Source organism: Methylobacterium sp. HMF5984 (assembly GCF_045033435.1).
Taxonomy (GTDB): Bacteria; Pseudomonadota; Alphaproteobacteria; order Rhizobiales; family Beijerinckiaceae; genus Methylobacterium.
In genome coordinates this window covers 2,837,843-2,853,519 of record NZ_JBJFLN010000001.1, presented here as the reverse complement: position 1 = coordinate 2,853,519, position 15,677 = coordinate 2,837,843, and the positions used below count along the sequence as shown (strand labels likewise).

The 15,677-nt window shown below is 66.4% G+C and carries 19 protein-coding genes; 8 read left to right on the top strand and 11 right to left on the bottom strand.

Annotated elements, in window-relative coordinates:
- The first annotated feature begins 232 nt into the window (after positions 1–232).
- Positions 233–484, top strand: a complete 252-nt coding sequence (locus tag ACFZ8E_RS13855) for a hypothetical protein (RefSeq protein WP_147727295.1) — start codon at positions 233–235, stop codon at positions 482–484.
- A 27-nt stretch (positions 485–511) separates the two neighbouring features.
- Here ACFZ8E_RS13855 and ACFZ8E_RS13850 read toward each other — a convergent pair whose 3' ends face one another.
- Positions 512–1,159 carry an SOS response-associated peptidase gene (locus ACFZ8E_RS13850; RefSeq protein ID WP_405042992.1) on the bottom strand — a complete coding sequence of 216 codons (648 nt, stop codon included), beginning with the start codon at positions 1,157–1,159 and terminating at the stop codon, positions 512–514.
- A 136-nt stretch (positions 1,160–1,295) separates the two neighbouring features.
- On the opposite strand from ACFZ8E_RS13850, the gene ACFZ8E_RS13845 reads away from it, so the two are divergent.
- Positions 1,296–2,327, top strand: coding sequence for a fumarylacetoacetate hydrolase family protein (locus tag ACFZ8E_RS13845; protein ID WP_147726462.1), 1,032 nt, complete (start codon positions 1,296–1,298; stop codon positions 2,325–2,327).
- Positions 2,328–2,361: 34 nt separating this feature from the next.
- Here ACFZ8E_RS13845 and ACFZ8E_RS13840 read toward each other — a convergent pair whose 3' ends face one another.
- The gene (locus ACFZ8E_RS13840; protein ID WP_405042991.1) at positions 2,362–2,493 is read right to left on the bottom strand and encodes a hypothetical protein; all 132 of its coding nucleotides are present in this window, start codon (positions 2,491–2,493) and stop codon (positions 2,362–2,364) included.
- Between the two features lie 46 nt (positions 2,494–2,539).
- On the opposite strand from ACFZ8E_RS13840, the gene ACFZ8E_RS13835 reads away from it, so the two are divergent.
- Positions 2,540–2,782, top strand: a complete 243-nt coding sequence (locus ACFZ8E_RS13835) for a hypothetical protein (protein WP_147726460.1) — start codon at positions 2,540–2,542, stop codon at positions 2,780–2,782.
- A 157-nt stretch (positions 2,783–2,939) separates the two neighbouring features.
- Here the strand turns inward: ACFZ8E_RS13835 and ACFZ8E_RS13830 are convergent, their stop codons facing one another.
- Complete coding sequence (locus ACFZ8E_RS13830) at positions 2,940–3,197, bottom strand: hypothetical protein (protein ID WP_147841691.1); 258 nt, start codon at positions 3,195–3,197, stop codon at positions 2,940–2,942.
- A gap of 258 nt (positions 3,198–3,455) precedes the next feature.
- Between ACFZ8E_RS13830 and ACFZ8E_RS13825 the strand changes: the two genes are divergently transcribed.
- Positions 3,456–3,641, top strand: coding sequence for a hypothetical protein (locus ACFZ8E_RS13825; protein ID WP_405042990.1), 186 nt, complete (start codon positions 3,456–3,458; stop codon positions 3,639–3,641).
- A gap of 735 nt (positions 3,642–4,376) precedes the next feature.
- On the opposite strand, the gene ACFZ8E_RS13820 is transcribed toward ACFZ8E_RS13825, so the two are convergent.
- The 4 genes from ACFZ8E_RS13820 to ACFZ8E_RS13805 form a co-directional block, all read right to left on the bottom strand.
- Positions 4,377–4,586, bottom strand: coding sequence for a cold-shock protein (locus tag ACFZ8E_RS13820; protein WP_147726454.1), 210 nt, complete (start codon positions 4,584–4,586; stop codon positions 4,377–4,379).
- A gap of 147 nt (positions 4,587–4,733) precedes the next feature.
- Positions 4,734–5,039, bottom strand: a complete 306-nt coding sequence (locus ACFZ8E_RS13815; RefSeq protein ID WP_405042989.1) for a hypothetical protein — start codon at positions 5,037–5,039, stop codon at positions 4,734–4,736.
- 1,356 nt (positions 5,040–6,395) lie between these two features.
- The gene (locus tag ACFZ8E_RS13810) at positions 6,396–6,737 is read right to left on the bottom strand and encodes a hypothetical protein (RefSeq protein ID WP_405042988.1); all 342 of its coding nucleotides are present in this window, start codon (positions 6,735–6,737) and stop codon (positions 6,396–6,398) included.
- Between the two features lie 6 nt (positions 6,738–6,743).
- Positions 6,744–6,959 carry a hypothetical protein gene (locus ACFZ8E_RS13805; RefSeq protein WP_405042987.1) on the bottom strand — a complete coding sequence of 72 codons (216 nt, stop codon included), beginning with the start codon at positions 6,957–6,959 and terminating at the stop codon, positions 6,744–6,746.
- A 161-nt stretch (positions 6,960–7,120) separates the two neighbouring features.
- Here ACFZ8E_RS13805 and ACFZ8E_RS13800 point away from each other — a divergent pair, with 161 nt between their 5' ends.
- Positions 7,121–7,363 (top strand): hypothetical protein, encoded by a 243-nt coding sequence (locus ACFZ8E_RS13800; RefSeq protein WP_147841696.1) that lies wholly within the window; start codon positions 7,121–7,123, stop codon positions 7,361–7,363.
- Positions 7,364–8,786: 1,423 nt separating this feature from the next.
- On the opposite strand, the gene dps is transcribed toward ACFZ8E_RS13800, so the two are convergent.
- Entirely contained in the window at positions 8,787–9,338 is a 552-nt protein-coding gene (gene dps, locus ACFZ8E_RS13795) for a DNA starvation/stationary phase protection protein Dps (protein WP_147726444.1), read from the bottom strand.
- Between the two features lie 344 nt (positions 9,339–9,682).
- Here dps and ACFZ8E_RS13790 point away from each other — a divergent pair, with 344 nt between their 5' ends.
- From ACFZ8E_RS13790 to ACFZ8E_RS13780, 3 genes are all read left to right on the top strand, one after another.
- Positions 9,683–9,976, top strand: coding sequence for a hypothetical protein (locus ACFZ8E_RS13790; protein ID WP_147726442.1), 294 nt, complete (start codon positions 9,683–9,685; stop codon positions 9,974–9,976).
- Between the two features lie 180 nt (positions 9,977–10,156).
- On the top strand, positions 10,157–11,080 hold the full coding sequence (locus ACFZ8E_RS13785) for an alpha/beta hydrolase (protein WP_405042986.1): 924 nt from the start codon (positions 10,157–10,159) through the stop codon (positions 11,078–11,080).
- Positions 11,081–11,275: 195 nt separating this feature from the next.
- Positions 11,276–12,520, top strand: coding sequence for an NRAMP family divalent metal transporter (locus ACFZ8E_RS13780; protein WP_243932681.1), 1,245 nt, complete (start codon positions 11,276–11,278; stop codon positions 12,518–12,520).
- A gap of 1,008 nt (positions 12,521–13,528) precedes the next feature.
- Here ACFZ8E_RS13780 and ACFZ8E_RS13775 read toward each other — a convergent pair.
- The 3 genes from ACFZ8E_RS13775 to ACFZ8E_RS13765 form a co-directional block, all read right to left on the bottom strand.
- Positions 13,529–14,419, bottom strand: a complete 891-nt coding sequence (locus ACFZ8E_RS13775) for an outer membrane protein (protein WP_405042985.1) — start codon at positions 14,417–14,419, stop codon at positions 13,529–13,531.
- Between the two features lie 662 nt (positions 14,420–15,081).
- Entirely contained in the window at positions 15,082–15,360 is a 279-nt protein-coding gene (locus ACFZ8E_RS13770; protein ID WP_243933848.1) for a hypothetical protein, read from the bottom strand.
- Positions 15,360–15,569, bottom strand: coding sequence for a hypothetical protein (locus tag ACFZ8E_RS13765; protein ID WP_405042983.1), 210 nt, complete (start codon positions 15,567–15,569; stop codon positions 15,360–15,362). The genes ACFZ8E_RS13770 and ACFZ8E_RS13765 overlap by 1 nt, the downstream gene beginning before the upstream one ends.
- Between the last annotated feature and the right edge of the window lie 108 nt (positions 15,570–15,677).

The following is a 15,677-nucleotide window of genomic DNA, read 5'->3' as shown; positions in this document are numbered from 1 at the left end:
GACTTCGATGACGACAGGCCGCTGCCTCCGCCGCGTCGGCGGGGGCCGCCTCCGCCGGATGACGACGACGATGACGGCCCGCCCCCGCCGCCTCGGTCACGCGCCTACTGAAGCCCGCGAACACGCTCCCTCTCGCGTAGGGCCCGTTCGCTTTTTGTGCTGGCTGTGGCGTGGCTGTAGCAGCCACAGCGGAGCCCTTCGGTTACCGTGAGGCATCCTTTAGGTGCCTCACATGCTCACGTTGACCTCGATCATCACCCGCAGCGTCCTCGCTGTCGCGACCGTGGGCGGCCTTGCGATCCTGGCCGACGGCGCGGTGCGATCTCAGCTCGAGCGGGCTGTGCGGAGCAATCTGAACGTCGTCGGGCGTGCTCCGGCGCCGATGCGGGTTGCCCGGGTGGATGAGCGCTACGTCGCGAAGGGGCTCGATCGGGGTCGGCTTGGCGCCACCATGCGAATGGTTGGCACCGACGACGCGCAGTAAGCGCATCACGCACCGTCGATCCGGGGCCTAAGTCCCATCGCTCCGCTTGCCGCGGGCGACCTCGCGCATGGCCTCGTCCGGCAGCGCCCGCTGAAGCTGCAATGCCTCCTCCACCGGCGCCTCCAGCCACGTGCGCCACTCCTCCGGCGTGGTCAGCAGCGCCGGCATCGCCTTCGGATGCACCGGCCCGACGACGCCGTTCGCCTCCGTCGTGAGGAAGGCGTAGAGCCGGTGTTCCTCCTCGACGGGCTCGTCGCGCTTCGGGCCGCGCACGCCCGTCCACGGTCGCCAGATCCCGGCGAAGGCGAACAGCGGCCGGTCCTCGTCGAGCGCGAACCACACCGGCGTCTTGCGCGGCTTGGTGTCCGCGTACTCGCTGAACGAGGACACCGGCACGAGGCAGCGCTGCTCCGGCTTCAGCCACGGGCGCCAGTAGGGCGACCTCACGTTCCGCACGTTCGTGACCGGGTGCTGCGGCCCCTTGCTCGACGGCGAGGGGAAGCCCCAGCGCATCATCGCCAACGCGCGCTCGCCCTCGGCCAAACGCATCACCGGCGCCATCTGGTCGGGGAAGATCGCCGGCAGCGGCGGCAGGTTGCCGGTCTCGTCGCGCTCGACCCCGAAGGCCTTGCGGATCGCGTCCTGGCCCCTGTCGAGGCTGTAGAGGTTGCACATCCCGACATCGTGCGCCGCCAAAGCGCGAAAGAGCAAGGCACGCTGCGCGAGCCCGATTGCATCCCGCATCATATGAATTCAAAATTCGCTCGCGCGACTTGCCCCGATGAAGGGCGAGCGCTGCGGAGGACCATCGATGAGCACTCGGCGCGACTTCCTGCATCTCACGGCCGCCGCGACGGCGGTCGGGGCCCTGGTCGGGTCAGCCTCGGCGCAGGCGCCAGCCTCGGGTCCGGGGCATCCGATACCCCCGCCGAGCGGAGAGGCTCTGCGTCTCGTCACCTTCGCACCCGACGCGGGCAGCACGCCGCGGCTCGGTGTGGTCCGCTCGGACGGGCGCGTCGTCGACCTGACGCAGGTTGGAGTGCCGGGCGTGGATCCGGCGCAGATGGTCTCGCTCATCACGGCAGGACCGGCCGCGCTCGATGCCGTGCGCCGGGCCGCAGCCGCCGGGGATGGCCCGCAGGTCGAGACGGTGCGGCTGCTGGCGCCGATCCCGGCACCGACGCGCAACATCTACGCGGTCGGCTGGAACTACCTGGAGCACTTCGCCGAGGGTCAGGCCGTCCGGGGGACGAACGCCGAGTACCCCGCCCATCCCGTGTTCTTCACCAAGGGCGTCAACACGATCAACGGCCCCTACGACCCGATCCCCTACGATGCTTCGGTGTCGACGGCGATCGACTGGGAGGTCGAGCTCGCCGTCATCATCGGCACGGGCGGACGCAACATCACAGAAGCCGACGCGATGGCCCACGTGTTCGGCTACAGCGTCATCAACGACACCACGGCGCGCGACATGCAGATCAAGCTGCACGGCGGGCAGTGGTTCAAGGGGAAGAGCCTGGACGGGTACGGACCGATCGGCCCGTGGATCGTGCCTGCATCCGACCTCGATCCCTCGAATCTCCGTCTGCTGACCCGCGTCAACGGCGTGGTGAAACAGGACGCCTCGACCGCTCAGATGTACTTCAAGGTCGCCCGCATCATCGCCGAGCTGTCGCACGGCCTCACCCTCGTGCCCGGCGACATCATCGCCACCGGCACGCCCCCCGGCATCGGCAACGCGCGCAAGCCGCCCGAATTCCTCAAGCCGGGCGATGTGATGGAGACGGAAATCGTCGGCCTCGGCACCCTGCGCAACGTGATCCAGGCCGTCCCGGCGTAAGAGGTTCGCCCTCGATCGAGAGGCGGGCGCTCAATCAGCCGGCCACCGCGATCGGCAGCGCGCCGACCTGCGTCGTGGGGCGCGGCGTCCGCATCTCGAACTTCGTGCCCCAAGTCCGCACGGCCTCAAGGTCGGCACGGGTCAGCAGAACGCTGCCAACCGTCATGGGGTCCGGCACGCAACGATTTTGCAACGCAACACGTTGGCTTGGTATGCCAAGCGTCACCCCCTTCGAAATCACGATCTTAGCGGCCGGCGCTCAGCGTACCCTGTTCGCCTCGACCGAGCGGGAGGCGGCTCTGATGGCCGAGTCGGTGCTGCGTCGTCTGGACGGTAAGCCTGCCCTTATCGGTTTCTGGATCGACGCCCCGGATCGGGGCGCCCTGAAGCGCCTGGGAGCCTACCTCGGAAATGTGCTCGTCGAGATGACGGGTACGGGTGAGGTGCTGGTATAGGCGGCGTGTTCAAGAACGCCGCCGACGAGACCGGCGAGCTGGAAGGCGCAACGCTCCTGGGCAGTTCGGCGAGGTGCCGGAGGATCTCGCCGAGAGCCTGCGGGGCGGATAACGGTACGGGAAACCCGCCCGATGGACCGGGCGGGTTGTCGCGAGCCTAGGGATTTCCGGCGTCGCCGCCGCCCTGCGCTTGGTCCTTGTCATCCCCCAGCCGATTGGCCGAGTGATCCTGGTACTGCTCGGTCTGCACGGTCTTGCTGTCCAGGCCGCGCTCATCCCCATGCTGGGCCTTGTCGCGATTGCTGAGCACCGCGTTGTCCTCGATCACGCCTTCCGGCAACTCGGTCATCGCTCCCGAGCCCGATCCCTTGCCCTGGCTTCCAGGGTGCATGCCGTGCTTGCCTGCATTCGCCATCGTCGCTCTCCTGTCGTTCCAGGGGGCGGATCGATACGCCCCCGCCGGATGAGCAGGGCAAACCGATCGCTGCAGGGCTCGTTCCTGTGGCACGTGAACGCGTACGGTTCGGCCCCGCCCCGGTCTGCTCACGGGACGGGGGGAATCCCGGATCTCACCGCGTCTCGACGACGCCGTCGCTGGGGCTATCCTGCCGGGATTCGACGAGCGTCTGGCACGGTAACGACTTGGCAACCGCACGCGCGTGAAAATCGCGGCATGCCGACCTTGTCCGCCCCGCGCCTACTCACCTTCCTCGCTTCCGCGGTGCTGATCGGCCTGGCGGTCGCCAGCCTCTACACGAAGGTCCCGATGGTCGGGCGCACGGTGCTCGCGAACCGGCAGTGGTTCTTCATCGGCGCCTACGCTCTGCTCGCGCTCGGGGTGACGACCAAGAGCCTTTGAACCACCCGCCGGGTCGACACGACCGCAGGTCCCGCTAAGTCGACGCTGCGAGGGTCTCCATGAGGCTTGCCGCGCGGGGTGAGCCACGGCCTCGCGGAGGTGGGCCTGCATTCTCAGCGCGTAGCTCAGAAGCTGCCCGACGTGATCCTCGATCGGATCGCAGACCTTCACGCACCGCATCGGGAACGGAACGATTTGACCCCGAAGCACCACCCGACCACACCGGCCGTAGGTGCCCTTGTTCCAGGCCGAACATGCGGACCGTGCACGGCTTGCTGCCGGGTTCCCGCGATCGAGGTGCTTGCCAAGCCTGCGGGCGTCCTCTGTCGGCATAGCACTGGGACGGCGTGCGGGATCTATCAGGATCGCCCTGAGGTGTGCGTGCGGTGGTACTGTCTCTGGCGCAAGATCGGCGCATTGCCGAACGCGCTGAGGCCAGACCGATCAGGGGTGATCTTCGCGATCGAGGGCAGTGCGCCTTGCGCGAATGGTCTTGAAGGGGCCTGCGTCGTGGGTCGCGCCGTGGAAGGAGCGGGTGCTATCGGGAGTGCGGAAGCGACCGAGGCGTTCGCTATGTTCGTCCGCGAAGGGTCGTTGCCGGTGTGGAAGGTGTCCGACCGTAAGGCGACCCTGATGCGCCCCGATCAGCGCACCCAAGCGCTGTAGGTTCGGGGCGCCGACTCTGCCGGAGGCGGGCTTTTCAGGTGCTTTGCCCATCCCCCGGACGGGACAGTTTTAGGCTGCCTTCAGATTGCCGGCAGACAGCTTGCCGCTGCGCTTGTCGGTCTCTTCCTCGTAAGAGACCTTCTGGCCCTCGACCAGGTTTTGCATCCCGGCGCGCTCGACGGCCGAGATGTGAACGAACACATCCTTGCCGCCGTCATTCGGCTCGATGAAGCCGTAGCCCTTGGTCTCGTTGAACCACTTAACGGTGCCGATGCTCATAGAAGTTCCTAGACGTCTCGGGCGCACCAAAGCGGGGCGCTCGCAGGCCAAACGGATGGCCCTCACGCGACGTTCCAAAGAGCGAAGCCCGCCGCGGCGGTGCCGGGCGGGCTGAGCCTCGTCAAGGCCATACGGGCCCGAACTGGTTTACATGCCGTGGCGCATCATGCCCCGACGATGCATGCGGTGGCGCATCATCGGCCGGCGCATCATACGACGATGCATCATCCGGCGCTCCATGCGGACATTCGTCACCAGCTCGGCGGGTGCGGCCACAGCGGCGGACGGGCCCATCGGTGCAGCGGAGGCGGACGTGGAGAGCGACGCTGCGCCGAGCGCGGCGAACAGGGCGGCGGCAATGATGGATGAGCGCGAGATGGTTCTCCTCGCATGCCGCCAGAAGCGACAGCCTTCTCCCGTCGGTCGACCGGAGAATGGAAGAACCAAGCTCAAGCTCGTTTCGATCCGTTCGATCGTGGACCCGTAAGCGCGTGGAATGCGCAGCCGGGCACCTCGGATATTCCTCCGGTCCAAAAGGCCGATCGGCGACGCTTCACCGACACCATGGCGCTGCTCCACACCAGCGCATAGGCGTGGGCGGTATCGAGCCCGTTGTGATCGGATCTCCGTCTCCCACCCGCCTCGCCACCTGATCCGGGGGCCGGTTGATCTGCATCAGCATGACGGCCGCAAAGCAGCAGAGGGCCAGCGACGTGATCCAGAGAAGGGCTCGTGCGGTCCGCTTGGTACGCTTCGACATGCCCGCGAAGGTGTCGGCCGGCGGTTAGCAGGCGCTTAATGGAACGCTGAAGGCGAAGCAGGCCGGTCCTCCGATCCGATCACGGCGGATGGGTGCGTCGTTCATCGCACCGGCCATCCGGTCCTGAGCTCGGCTTGCTGGGAAGGTGCCCGTGATCCGTTGCCAGCCGGTCGATCAGCAGAGGCGGCCGGGCCGGCATAGGTCTGCGTACCCGGTGTTGGTATAGTGCCGGCGAACCGGGAAGGCGCTGCCCGGCGCAGGCGGCCCTCTTGAGCCCCTCGGCGATCCGCCGGCTCGATCACGCCTTGAACGCTGTACGCGCCGAGGCCCTATATGTCGGGCATGATCACCTTCACACCGAACCCGCATACGATACGGATCAACCCGTCCAAGTCGGAGCCAGGACGCTTCGACTGGACGATCATGAAGGATGATTTGGTTATACGCCAATCGATCCGATCTTTCGGATCACAGGGGGCATCTGAGGCAAGTGCCGATACGGCATTTCGAGAGATAACAGCCCTTTGGCAGACTGCGCGGTAAGTCCAGGACGAGCCGAAAGTACCGATCGGGACGCTCGGTTCACGACGGTACCTGCCGCCTGGACGCCCGCACGGTGGCGGCGACCGCTTTTGTTTGTCGCGACGTACTCGCGGCACCGCGCAACGACGACCTCATGCGCGCCGCCCCACCATCGGCGTGCCGGCGGCCCCGATGCCCGCCAGGATCTTGCTCAATCTCAGCTGAAATCCTCAGGATCCTTTGGAGTTATTTTCTCTGTACCCGATTGCCTCCGCGAGGCGTTGTCCCTTCAGAACCAGCAAAATGAGGCGATCATGCGAGAAATCGCGCTGCCGTCCATGCCGGTGTACGTTGGTCTATGTCTTATGATCCTGGGAATGGAGTCGGAGCACTTGGCCTGTCGCCGATGGCGCATGGCACAGCATTCCAAGGAACTCGATATCCGGGTGGTGCTGGGCTTCAGCCTACCCCTGGCAGGGTTCCTCCTGATGTGGCTCGGACGTGCCTGATCTGAACTCGCTGCCGGATCACGGAATCGAACATGCAAGGAGCGTTTTATGCCTCAGCAACCGAGCCTCGCGGATCAGCGATCTCACAGGGCTGACGATGCCGGGCGTTCCCCTGCAGCCGAAAGGGATGCCGAAGCCGACGATACGTTGGCGCAAGCCCGTATCGAAAAACATCGTGAAGCCGCCAACCACGTTCGCATGACGGTCACCGGCAACGCTGCGAACGCCGGGAAGGGCGACAGCGGAAAGGACGATCAGTGAGGCATGCGCTTGAAGGCCCGACATCAAGCATTCACCGGTCGTCGAAGCCAAAGCCTGCAAGTTGATGGCCACGGCTGTCAGGATCGAGGGCGGGAACATCCAGCGTCATGCCGTCCCGACATCGTGGCCTATGGAAGACCAAAGCGCTTTCAGGAGCTTCGACCGCTGGTCGGAAAAGCCGGAATTCATTTCGGTGATCCGGAGGATCGCCTCGTCGACCGCATCCAGTCCTCCGATGGCGTGAATGCTTTCACCGATTGTGCGAAGCTGCGCCGCGATCGTCGCCGAGGCCGACTCATTCAAGAACGGTGTGTGGCCCACTTCGGTATCGTCGAAGCGGTTCCACTCGATCTGTCGCAGAAGGGCATCGACAGCGCAGACCTGATTGGTCGCGATGTGGTCCTGCTCCTGAATTGCCTGAGGCCTTCGACCGAAATTGTAGGGCTTTGGAGCGACCTTCCCCGCTCTTAAGGATCAGATGAATGGATGTCGTTCTCACACCGACAGGGCCGGCCGGCAAGGCATGGGATCTCAAAGATCGGCTGGGACGGAGCCTCGGCAAGATCACAAGGCCGAAGGATACCGACGATTTCCAGATCCAGCCGGATGAGGCGGGCCTTCTCGTGACTGTGAAACGCGCGCACGCCTCCCTCGACGCCGCGATGTCGGCCATCGCAAGCGTCGCCAATGGCGCGTGCACGCTGGACAGCCAGGATTGGGGTTAGGGCTCAAAGCGCGAGATACGCATGTTCGAGCCATGAGACGCGAAACATTTGAATGCGGCTCGGCTCGGCGCGGCCGTTCGTTCCGTCCCTTCGGCCAGCCTCGTTCCTGCTGGCGAGCTGATCCGGGCAGTGATTTTCGTCCAGCTCCGCGCCTTCTCCTCATGGAACCGGCTGCCGGAACCACCTCCGATTTCGGAGATGAACTTCAGACCCGCACGCTCGAAGGCTCCTGGCATCGGTCGGCTCCGCGTTTCGCCCCGTGGGCGATCTGCTGCGGCAGCGAAGGAAGCGGAAGGTCGTGCTCGTCCAGCAGGAAGGCTGCGCTGAGTAGCGCCCGGATATGTTGCTCCGGGACTGGCCGACTCATGATCTGCGCGTCCAGCACCTGATCGGCAAGGAGGCCGGCAAGGCGGGAGACCTCGGACAGGCGTTCCCAGGGCTGCCGTCGTCGTCTCGACCGAAAGCGCCGAGCGCTTCGCCGCCACCGTCGCCCCGCCGGTCAACCGCGACGGCACCTTCGACCGCTCCGCCATCAAGCGCGCCGCGATCCGTTCGGCTCAGGCCCGCATGGAAGTGACTGGCGACGCCTGGGGCATGTGCATGTCCTATGCGCTCGCGGGCGCCCGGGCCGCCGCCAAGGTCCTCCCGCGCCGACCGCGCGCATCGAGGTCGGACCGATGGCCTCCGACCGGATCCGCTCCCCCGCCGTCCGCCTGCTGCACGCCCGGCAGGATCACGCGGTCTGCCTCCGCCTTGGTGCCTCCTACCGGCACCGGATCCGCGGCCGGCGAGACCGATCAGCGCGGGGCCCATGCCTGGGCGCTCGGCCTTGCCCGCCGCTGACGCCTCGTCGCTGCCGAACGGAGCGAGACGCGCGGATGGCCGACCTCGCCCGCCGCACCGTTTCTCGGTGCCTTCCTGGCTCTCGTAGCCGCACGGATGCCTGCCATCGCCTCTGACGGCGTGCTGCCGGTCGCGGCCGGGCGCGCGGTGATCCCGTTCGCGCCTCTCCCTTGGGGCGGCCGGGGCAACAGTCTGGCTGCCGCTGGCGCGGCTTGAGGTCATGGCGGGACGGTAAGGCAGGCGCGTTGGCGCTTCGCTCAGCGGCACAGCGGCAGCCCAGCATCAGGCAGGCAGGGGCCGCCGACAATCGGGCAGCCCCCCATGCTCTCGAACGTGGCCTGCCGCGCGAGTCGCTGCGGAGCGACACTGGCGAATGTAGCTCCCGCCGAGAGGCAGATCAGGCTGAGAGCGAACATCGTGCTCTCACCGCTTCCTCGGCGCACCGGACACGGGCAGGACCATCGACCCGGCACGAAGCCGCCCGGCATCGGTGTGTCGAGACCGCCAAGATCACATCCCTCATCTGAGGGATGTGATCTTGGCTCTCGTGCCGGCGTCAGCCGAATGGCCGTATCGCGCCTCAGCGCTTGCCGTCGTGATCACCATCGCGCATCGCGCCAGTTGGCTCCTGGACATGAGCTTCGAGGAACCAGAGCTGCTTATCGACGCCGCGCGAGACCTCAGTGAAGAGGTCCGCCGTGCCGGCATCGCCCGCCTCGTCGGTGTCGTCGATGTTCTGGCGGACGGCGTTCGCATAGACCGCATAGCGATCGATCAGCGCCGCAAGATGGTCTGCGATCCGATAGGCGTCGAGCGGATACGGTGCGAGCTGCGAGCCAGCGGCCACCGCGGTCGCCGTGCCCCGCGCCGTGCCGCCGAGCTGCGTGATGCGCTCGGCAACCTTGTCGTTGTAATCGTCGAGTTCGGTACGGAACCCATCCAGCATCAGGTGGATGCCGATGAACTGCGGACCCTTCAGGTTCCAGTGGGCCTGCTTGACCGCCAGCGCCAAGTCGATGCCGTCCGCGAGCCGGGCGTTGAGCGCGTCGGTCGAGACCTGCTTCGCGTTGGACTTGGTGCCGTTCTGGGTCTCGTGGAGGCGCTGCCCCTGGGAGGCGTTCGTGTCGGCCATGGTAGGTCCCTTCAAGTTTCAGCAACAGCCGGAAGGCGCTCTGCAGCAGCCTAGGCGACAGCGTCTGGGATGCGCGCGATGAGCGCTCGCTCCCTTCAAGACCGCCATCGGGCGCCGGTTCCTCTGCAACGATCGAACGACGGTGTTGGGCACCGTGGGTGGCTAGAATTGCCGCGCTGCTCGGCGAGCGGGAGCCGGATGAAGAGGCCGAGCCTCGGGCGATCCTCGTGGGGCGACTTCAAGGCGAATGAGGGCTAAAGGCTTCAGGCAGGCGCCGATGCGATTGCACGGCGCCTCAGCTGGCGGGCACAGGCTCGCCATCCCCCACCCTTACGGAGACCGGATTGAAAGAGCCCGAGCAAGGCAGTCCTGAAGCCATCTACGTCTCAGCCATGGTCGGAGAGATGATGCGTCGCGTCCTCGATGACGCCCTTCTCGACCTCGCCAAAGCGAAAGGGCCGAGCTACCTTGACACATTCCTTGAACGTGAACTCGCACGTTACAGCGACCTGTTCCGCGAGCGGGTGGACGACAGGCCCGAGACCACGGATGCGTTGCGAGCTTGGTTCCTCGTGGATGGACAGACAGCCCTACGGGAAGTTGTCGCTCGCGCTATGACCGCTGCGAACCGCGAGTAGTCAGTCTGAGATAGCGCCGCAGCCGATGCCGGATAGGGCGCACTCGGGAAGCGGGTTCCCATGAGGCTGGACCTGCTACAGCAGCTCCCGGCGCCTCACTCCGAAACGTCCCCGGATGATTTCGCTTCACCGCTGTATGGGTCTTGCTTGCAAGGCTCCACCTCGCCGCGCTGGATCACCATGCTCGACCGCCGCTCCTTGATCCTCGCTGCCGGCGCGAGCGCGATCGCAACCAGCGTTTGCGCTCAGCCACGGTCCGAGCGCTTGCGGCTTTGGCCCAGCGCCCCACCGGGTGGGGGCGGCCCGATGGGGACCCAACAGGCCGAGATCGATGGGGCCGCCTTCAACATATCCGAGCCCCTGCTGGACATCTTCATTCCGCCCAAGCCGAACGGTGCCGCGGCACTTGTCGTCGGCGGCGGCGGTTATCGACGCATCGGCCTGGTCAAGGAGGCCTATCCGGCCGCAGGCTGGCTGACCGACATCGGGGTGACGGCCTTCGTCCTCACCTACCGCCTACCCAACGAGGGCTGGGCCGACGGCACCTTGGTTCCCCTGCAGGACGCGCAACGGGCCATGCGGACGATGCGCTCTCGGGCGGAGGCGATGGGGCTCGACCGGAAGCGGATGGGGGTCGTCGGCTTCTCGGCGGGCGGACATCTCGCCGGCACGCTCGCGATGCGTGCCGGCCTACGCACCTACGCGCCGGTGGACGAGATCGATCGGCAGTTGGCCCGTCCCGACTTCGCGGCCCTGATCTATCCGGTCGTCACGCTGGAGCCGCCTTACGACAACACGGGCACCCGGCGGAACCTCGTCGGCGAGCAGCCGAAGCCCGAAGCGCGGACCGCCTGGTCGCTCCAGACACAGTTGCGTCCGGGCTGCCCGCCGCTCTTCCTCGTGCAGACCGACGACGATCCCGTGATCAGTCCGGAGAACAGCCGCATCCTCGACACGGCCTGTCGGCACATGAGCGTCCCGGTCGAGTTCCACCGCTTCAGCAAGGGCGGCCATGGTTTCGGCATTGGGGAGCCGGGCACGCCCGCAAGCGTCTGGCCCACCCTGTGTCATGCGTGGCTCCAGACCCTCGACATGCTGGGTTGAAGGCTGAACGTCGCTTCCGGTGCGCTGATCTCATCCAGATCAGGGGATCATCCGGGCACCGCGATCCGCGAATGGTCGTCGGCTGCATCGGCCGGGCGAACGCGCTCAAGGGGCCCTGGGGGAGCGGGTTTCTGTGACGCACCATGGTTTACTGGGACGCTCGGAACCCGCCTTGACCGTTCCGGTTGCAATGCCGTGCCCGACACCGCTTACCTGCCCCGCATATCCGCGTTTCTCAAGGCCGCAGGACCCGGTCTTGTCGTGATGCTCGCCGACACCGATGTCGGGAGCCTGATCACCGCCGCGCAGAGCGGAGCGCGTTGGGGCTATTCCCTGCTTCTGCTGCAACTCCTGCTCGTGCCGATCCTCTACATCGTTCAGGAACTCACCGTCCGCCTCGGCACGGCGACAGGCCGTGGTCACGGCGCGCTAATCCGAGAGCATTTCGGACCCGCTTGGGCCTGGATTTCATTTGGCGGTCTCGTCGTGGCTGGTATCGGAGCCATCGTCACCGAGTTCTCGGGGATCGCCGGCATCGGTGACCTGTTCGGTGTGCCGCGGATCGTCAGCCTTGGTTTACCGGTGGCGATCCTGCTGTGGCTGGTGTTCACCGGGGGCTACCGGCGTGTCGAGGTGGTAGCCATCGCCGTCGGCTTGTTCGAACTCGTGTTCATCGGACTCGCTATTGCGGCCAAACCTGACCCAGGCGAAATCCTGGCCTCGTTCGCGCACATACCGCTAAACGACGGCGGCTTCCGGGTTCTCATCGCAGCCAATATCGGCGCAGTCATCATGCCATGGATGATCTTCTACCAGCAGTCGGCGATCGTCGATAAGGGCCTTGGCTGGCAACACGCACGCGACTCGCGCCTGGATACCCTCGTCGGTGCGATCATCTCGCAATGCGTGATGGGGGCGATCCTGATCGCGGCGGCCGCCACCATCGGGAAGGGCGGCCGCGGAACAGCCCAAGGGCTCGATACGGTCGGCCAACTAGCAGATGCCTTCACACCGGCGCTGGGCCCATGGCTCGGACACGTCGCCTTTGGGGTCGGCATCATCGCAGCGGCGTTCGTGGCACTCAACGTCGTCGCACTGTCGCTCGCGTGGGGCTTCGGCGACCTGACGGGCCGGGCGCACTCCCTCACCCTGTCGCCGCGTCAGGCACCAGTTTTCTACGGCGCCTTCACCTTAGTTGTGGTCGCCGGTGCGATCGGAGTGCAGCTCGTACCGAACCTTGTAGCGCTCAACGTCGCCGTAGAAGTGATGAACGCGCTCCTGCTGCCGCTGGCCCTCGGCTTCCTCATCCTGCTCGCCACCCGTGCCTTGCCGCCAGACCGGCGGGTCGAAGGCACCTACAAATGGGTGGTCTACGTCGTATCCGGCCTCACGATCGCCTTCGCGATGGTTGGTGTCCTCGATGGGGTTGGGCTGCTCTAGGGCGGTCGCAACCCGATCTCGACGCGGAGTCAGGGCCGCGCCGTCCACTCGTCCGCCGTCAGTTCCGGGCCGGTGACGCAGAGCATGCCGTTCGTGACGATGCCGGAGGCCATCGGCGATCCCTGCCTGCCAGTCCTCGACGTGGATCGTAGGAGGTGCTTGCCGCGGCGAGATTGCCGGGCCGCGTGGACGGAATGGCGCCGAACGATCGTCCCGCGAATGAGAACGGGGCGCCGGCCCGGGAGCCGGGACTGTTCTCGACACGCAATCGCGCGATCGAGGGCACGTTAAGCACCATCCAAGGCGTCGCGGATCCGCCCGGCTCGGATCGGTATGCCAAAGCGGGCTCGCGCCGTGCGGGCGAGGGTTGCGACCTCGGGAGAGGCGGAGCCGGTCAGACGGTTTAGGAGCCCAGAAGCGGCGGCACCGGCGGCCGGAATGGCTGCATCGAAAGCCCCTCCTACCATTGCGCCCGTCAGCGCATTCCCCGCCACGTCGCCTGTCCGACACTACGCTCGCCGGATTTCAAGTCGCACCGGGACGCGTCAGGGCCAGCCGTGACCTGACGCCGTTATGGTCTCCGCGCCTTGAACCTGCTGTCGGTCTCGTAGGTCGCCACGGCCTCGGCTGGGATGCGGTACAGCTTCCCGCCCTACTCATGCATTGCCGGCGATGCGGCAGCAGCAGATGGGGCATTGGAAAGCGGCGGATCGGACTACAGCGCAGCGGTGAGCGGGGATAACCTTTGAAGCCCGGCAAAAGCTATACCACACCTATTGCGTTCGATCCGACTTCGGATAGAATAGAATTCGTTCCAGTCCATCTAGAATTAAACAACTCAAGCGCGCCCCAAAAGGCGCGCTTTTTTGTTTCTTGCCCCGATTTTTAGACGGTCGGGTTCGGAAAACGACAAACGCCCCAGGAGGTTTCTCCTGGGGCGTTGTTTGATCGACCGACCCATCCAACCGAACCGCGGCTCTGGGCGAGCCGCGGCGGATCCGGCAGGTCCTAGTACGAGCCGAACTTGTAGTTCAGGCCGGCGCGCACGACGGCGAACTCGGTGCTGTTGTTGCGGTTCAGGCCGCTCTGCACGACGGTCACGCCCGGCGAGGTCAGGGTCACGGTGCCGGTCGAGTTGGAGGCGAAGGCGCCGTTGTTGCGGCCGCCCTGGTCGAGGTTCACGTACAGGCCTTCCACCTTCAGCGTCACGGCCGAGGAGCGGAAGAAGTTCAGGAACGAGTCGGTCGGCAGGGCGTACTCGACGCCGGCGCCGGCGGCCCAGCCGGTCTGGAAGTCGTTGCGGGACACGCCCGAGCCGAAGTCACGGCCGCCGCCGCTGCCGTAGGCGAAGCCGCCGGTGCCGTACACGAGGGTGCGGTCGAAGGCGTAGCCGAGGCGACCGCGCACGGTGCCGAAGTAGTCGAGGCTGGAGAGGCCCGACGGGTTGTAGATCAGGTTGCCGGGCAGGATGCCGCCGCCAGCGACGGTGGCCGACGAGAAGCGGTTGCGGTTCTGGCCGAAGTCGACGTACTGCGCGTCGGCCTCGATGCCGATCACGACGCCCGAGCCCGGGGTGAACTGGTAGTTGTAGCCGACCTGGCCACCGCCGGTGAAGCCATCGTTGCCGCGGCTGCCGCCGAAGGCGAGCACGCCAGCGCGGTTACCACCGGCCGGGCCGGCGAAGATCGCGTTCTGCGGCGAGACACCGACGACGGTGGCGCCGCGGTTGTCGTTGGCATCAAAGCCGTAGCCGGCATTGATACCGAAGTAGGCGCCCGTCCAGGTGAACACCGGAACCGGGGTGAACACCGGCGGCGGGGCGCGACGCGGAAGGTCGGCGGCGGACGCGGCAGCGGTGAGAGCCGTGAAGGCTGCGAGGGACGTAAGGATCTTGTTCATATGTCGGGTGCCGATCGGTGTGCCTAGTTGACTGCTAGATACCCTTTTCCCGCGCAGTTGCTGTAGCGACTAAGACACACCTGCAATCCCTCTATTCTGATCCAATCACGCCCTCGCATCATGAGGCGCGCCCCGCCATCCGCACGCTTTCACGTAAGTCCCTGGTGGGCAAACAGCCCTGCTGTCTCGGCCTGGCTTTCCTGGGTCGCACTACGCGCGTTACCCCCAAAGTTCACACCCTGACTGACTGCCGAAGGGATCCGCTTCGAGGGCGCTGCAGTCGGGCGCCTGGCTGGCCCGTGGGCGCAGTTCGGTGCCACCGAATAGGTCGCCCAGCGCACGGCGCCGGAACGGCGTTCGCCGCCGCTGATGCTCGGGCCGGTCGTGGTTCACGCGGCAGCACGGTGAGGCTCTTGCCCTTCCCGTCACGCCAGGCGCCAACCTCGGCATTCCGCCACCGCCCGTCGCCCAGGTGGGAGACCATGTGCCCATGCGGTCGTCCGCAGCCCTCGCAGGCGCCGCCGGCACGCCGGAACCGGACCATGGCCGACAGCTCGCGCCCGTCGATCGGGTAGGAACAGCGGTCTGGATAGCTCGGCGGCCATCGATCTGCCGGCTGTGGTCTGCGCCGCATTCGCGGTCGGCAAATCCGTCCCGAGCCGTCAGGTGGCGCTGGCCTCTGCTAAGGCCGCCAGGACGTCCGAGAGGTTCCTCTCGGCTCTCTCGTGGACACGGTCCAGGGCACGCTGGGCCGCGAGCGCGCCGGTGCCCCCGGCGGCGATCAGGGCCAGCATGTCCCGATACGTACCCTCGCCGCCCTCGCGATCGACGCGAAGCCTGGCCAGGTTGTGGATGGTGCGCGTCCGCAGGTTGTCGTCGAGCGCTCCCAGCAGGGTCCGAAATTCCGTATCGCGTGGCTGGCAGGTATAGGGGTCGATCATCAGGCCTGCCGCCTCGCGCGGATCATCCAGGCATCACGGTCCGCACGTGCCACGGCCAACTCCATCTGCAATTCCTCGACACGGGCATGCATCTCGCCGGCATCGACGGCGGTCTCGATTAAGAGTTCCTGAGCCTCGGCGAGCGCCGCGCGCAATTCCGCGTTCTCGGTCGCGAGCGCTAGGACCAGCGTCGTCGTCTCGTCGCTCATCCCTCAGCAACCCATCTGATCCACCGTGGACGCCGCCGCATCCGCGGCCAGCAGGTCGCTCGATCTGTTGCGACGGTCCTGTTTGCCCCTTCGAGCAGGGCCGCCGCC

Bases quoted from the DNA above. Each gene is read 5' to 3' on its own strand.
- ACFZ8E_RS13855 (WP_147727295.1), top strand. From the start codon at position 233: ATGCTCACGTTGACCTCGATCATCACCCGCAGCGTCCTCGCTGTCGCG.
- ACFZ8E_RS13850 (WP_405042992.1), bottom strand. From the start codon at position 1,159: ATGTGCAACCTCTACAGCCTCGACAGGGGCCAGGACGCGATCCGCAAG.
- ACFZ8E_RS13845 (WP_147726462.1), top strand. From the start codon at position 1,296: ATGAGCACTCGGCGCGACTTCCTGCATCTCACGGCCGCCGCGACGGCG.
- ACFZ8E_RS13840 (WP_405042991.1), bottom strand. From the start codon at position 2,493: ATGACGGTTGGCAGCGTTCTGCTGACCCGTGCCGACCTTGAGGCCGTG.
- ACFZ8E_RS13835 (WP_147726460.1), top strand. From the start codon at position 2,540: ATGCCAAGCGTCACCCCCTTCGAAATCACGATCTTAGCGGCCGGCGCT.
- ACFZ8E_RS13830 (WP_147841691.1), bottom strand. From the start codon at position 3,197: ATGGCGAATGCAGGCAAGCACGGCATGCACCCTGGAAGCCAGGGCAAG.
- ACFZ8E_RS13825 (WP_405042990.1), top strand. From the start codon at position 3,456: ATGCCGACCTTGTCCGCCCCGCGCCTACTCACCTTCCTCGCTTCCGCG.
- ACFZ8E_RS13820 (WP_147726454.1), bottom strand. From the start codon at position 4,586: ATGAGCATCGGCACCGTTAAGTGGTTCAACGAGACCAAGGGCTACGGC.
- ACFZ8E_RS13810 (WP_405042988.1), bottom strand. From the start codon at position 6,737: ATGTTCCCGCCCTCGATCCTGACAGCCGTGGCCATCAACTTGCAGGCT.
- ACFZ8E_RS13800 (WP_147841696.1), top strand. From the start codon at position 7,121: ATGGATGTCGTTCTCACACCGACAGGGCCGGCCGGCAAGGCATGGGAT.
- dps (WP_147726444.1), bottom strand. From the start codon at position 9,338: ATGGCCGACACGAACGCCTCCCAGGGGCAGCGCCTCCACGAGACCCAG.
- ACFZ8E_RS13785 (WP_405042986.1), top strand. From the start codon at position 10,157: ATGCTCGACCGCCGCTCCTTGATCCTCGCTGCCGGCGCGAGCGCGATC.
- ACFZ8E_RS13775 (WP_405042985.1), bottom strand. From the start codon at position 14,419: ATGAACAAGATCCTTACGTCCCTCGCAGCCTTCACGGCTCTCACCGCT.
- ACFZ8E_RS13770 (WP_243933848.1), bottom strand. From the start codon at position 15,360: ATGATCGACCCCTATACCTGCCAGCCACGCGATACGGAATTTCGGACC.
- ACFZ8E_RS13765 (WP_405042983.1), bottom strand. From the start codon at position 15,569: ATGAGCGACGAGACGACGACGCTGGTCCTAGCGCTCGCGACCGAGAAC.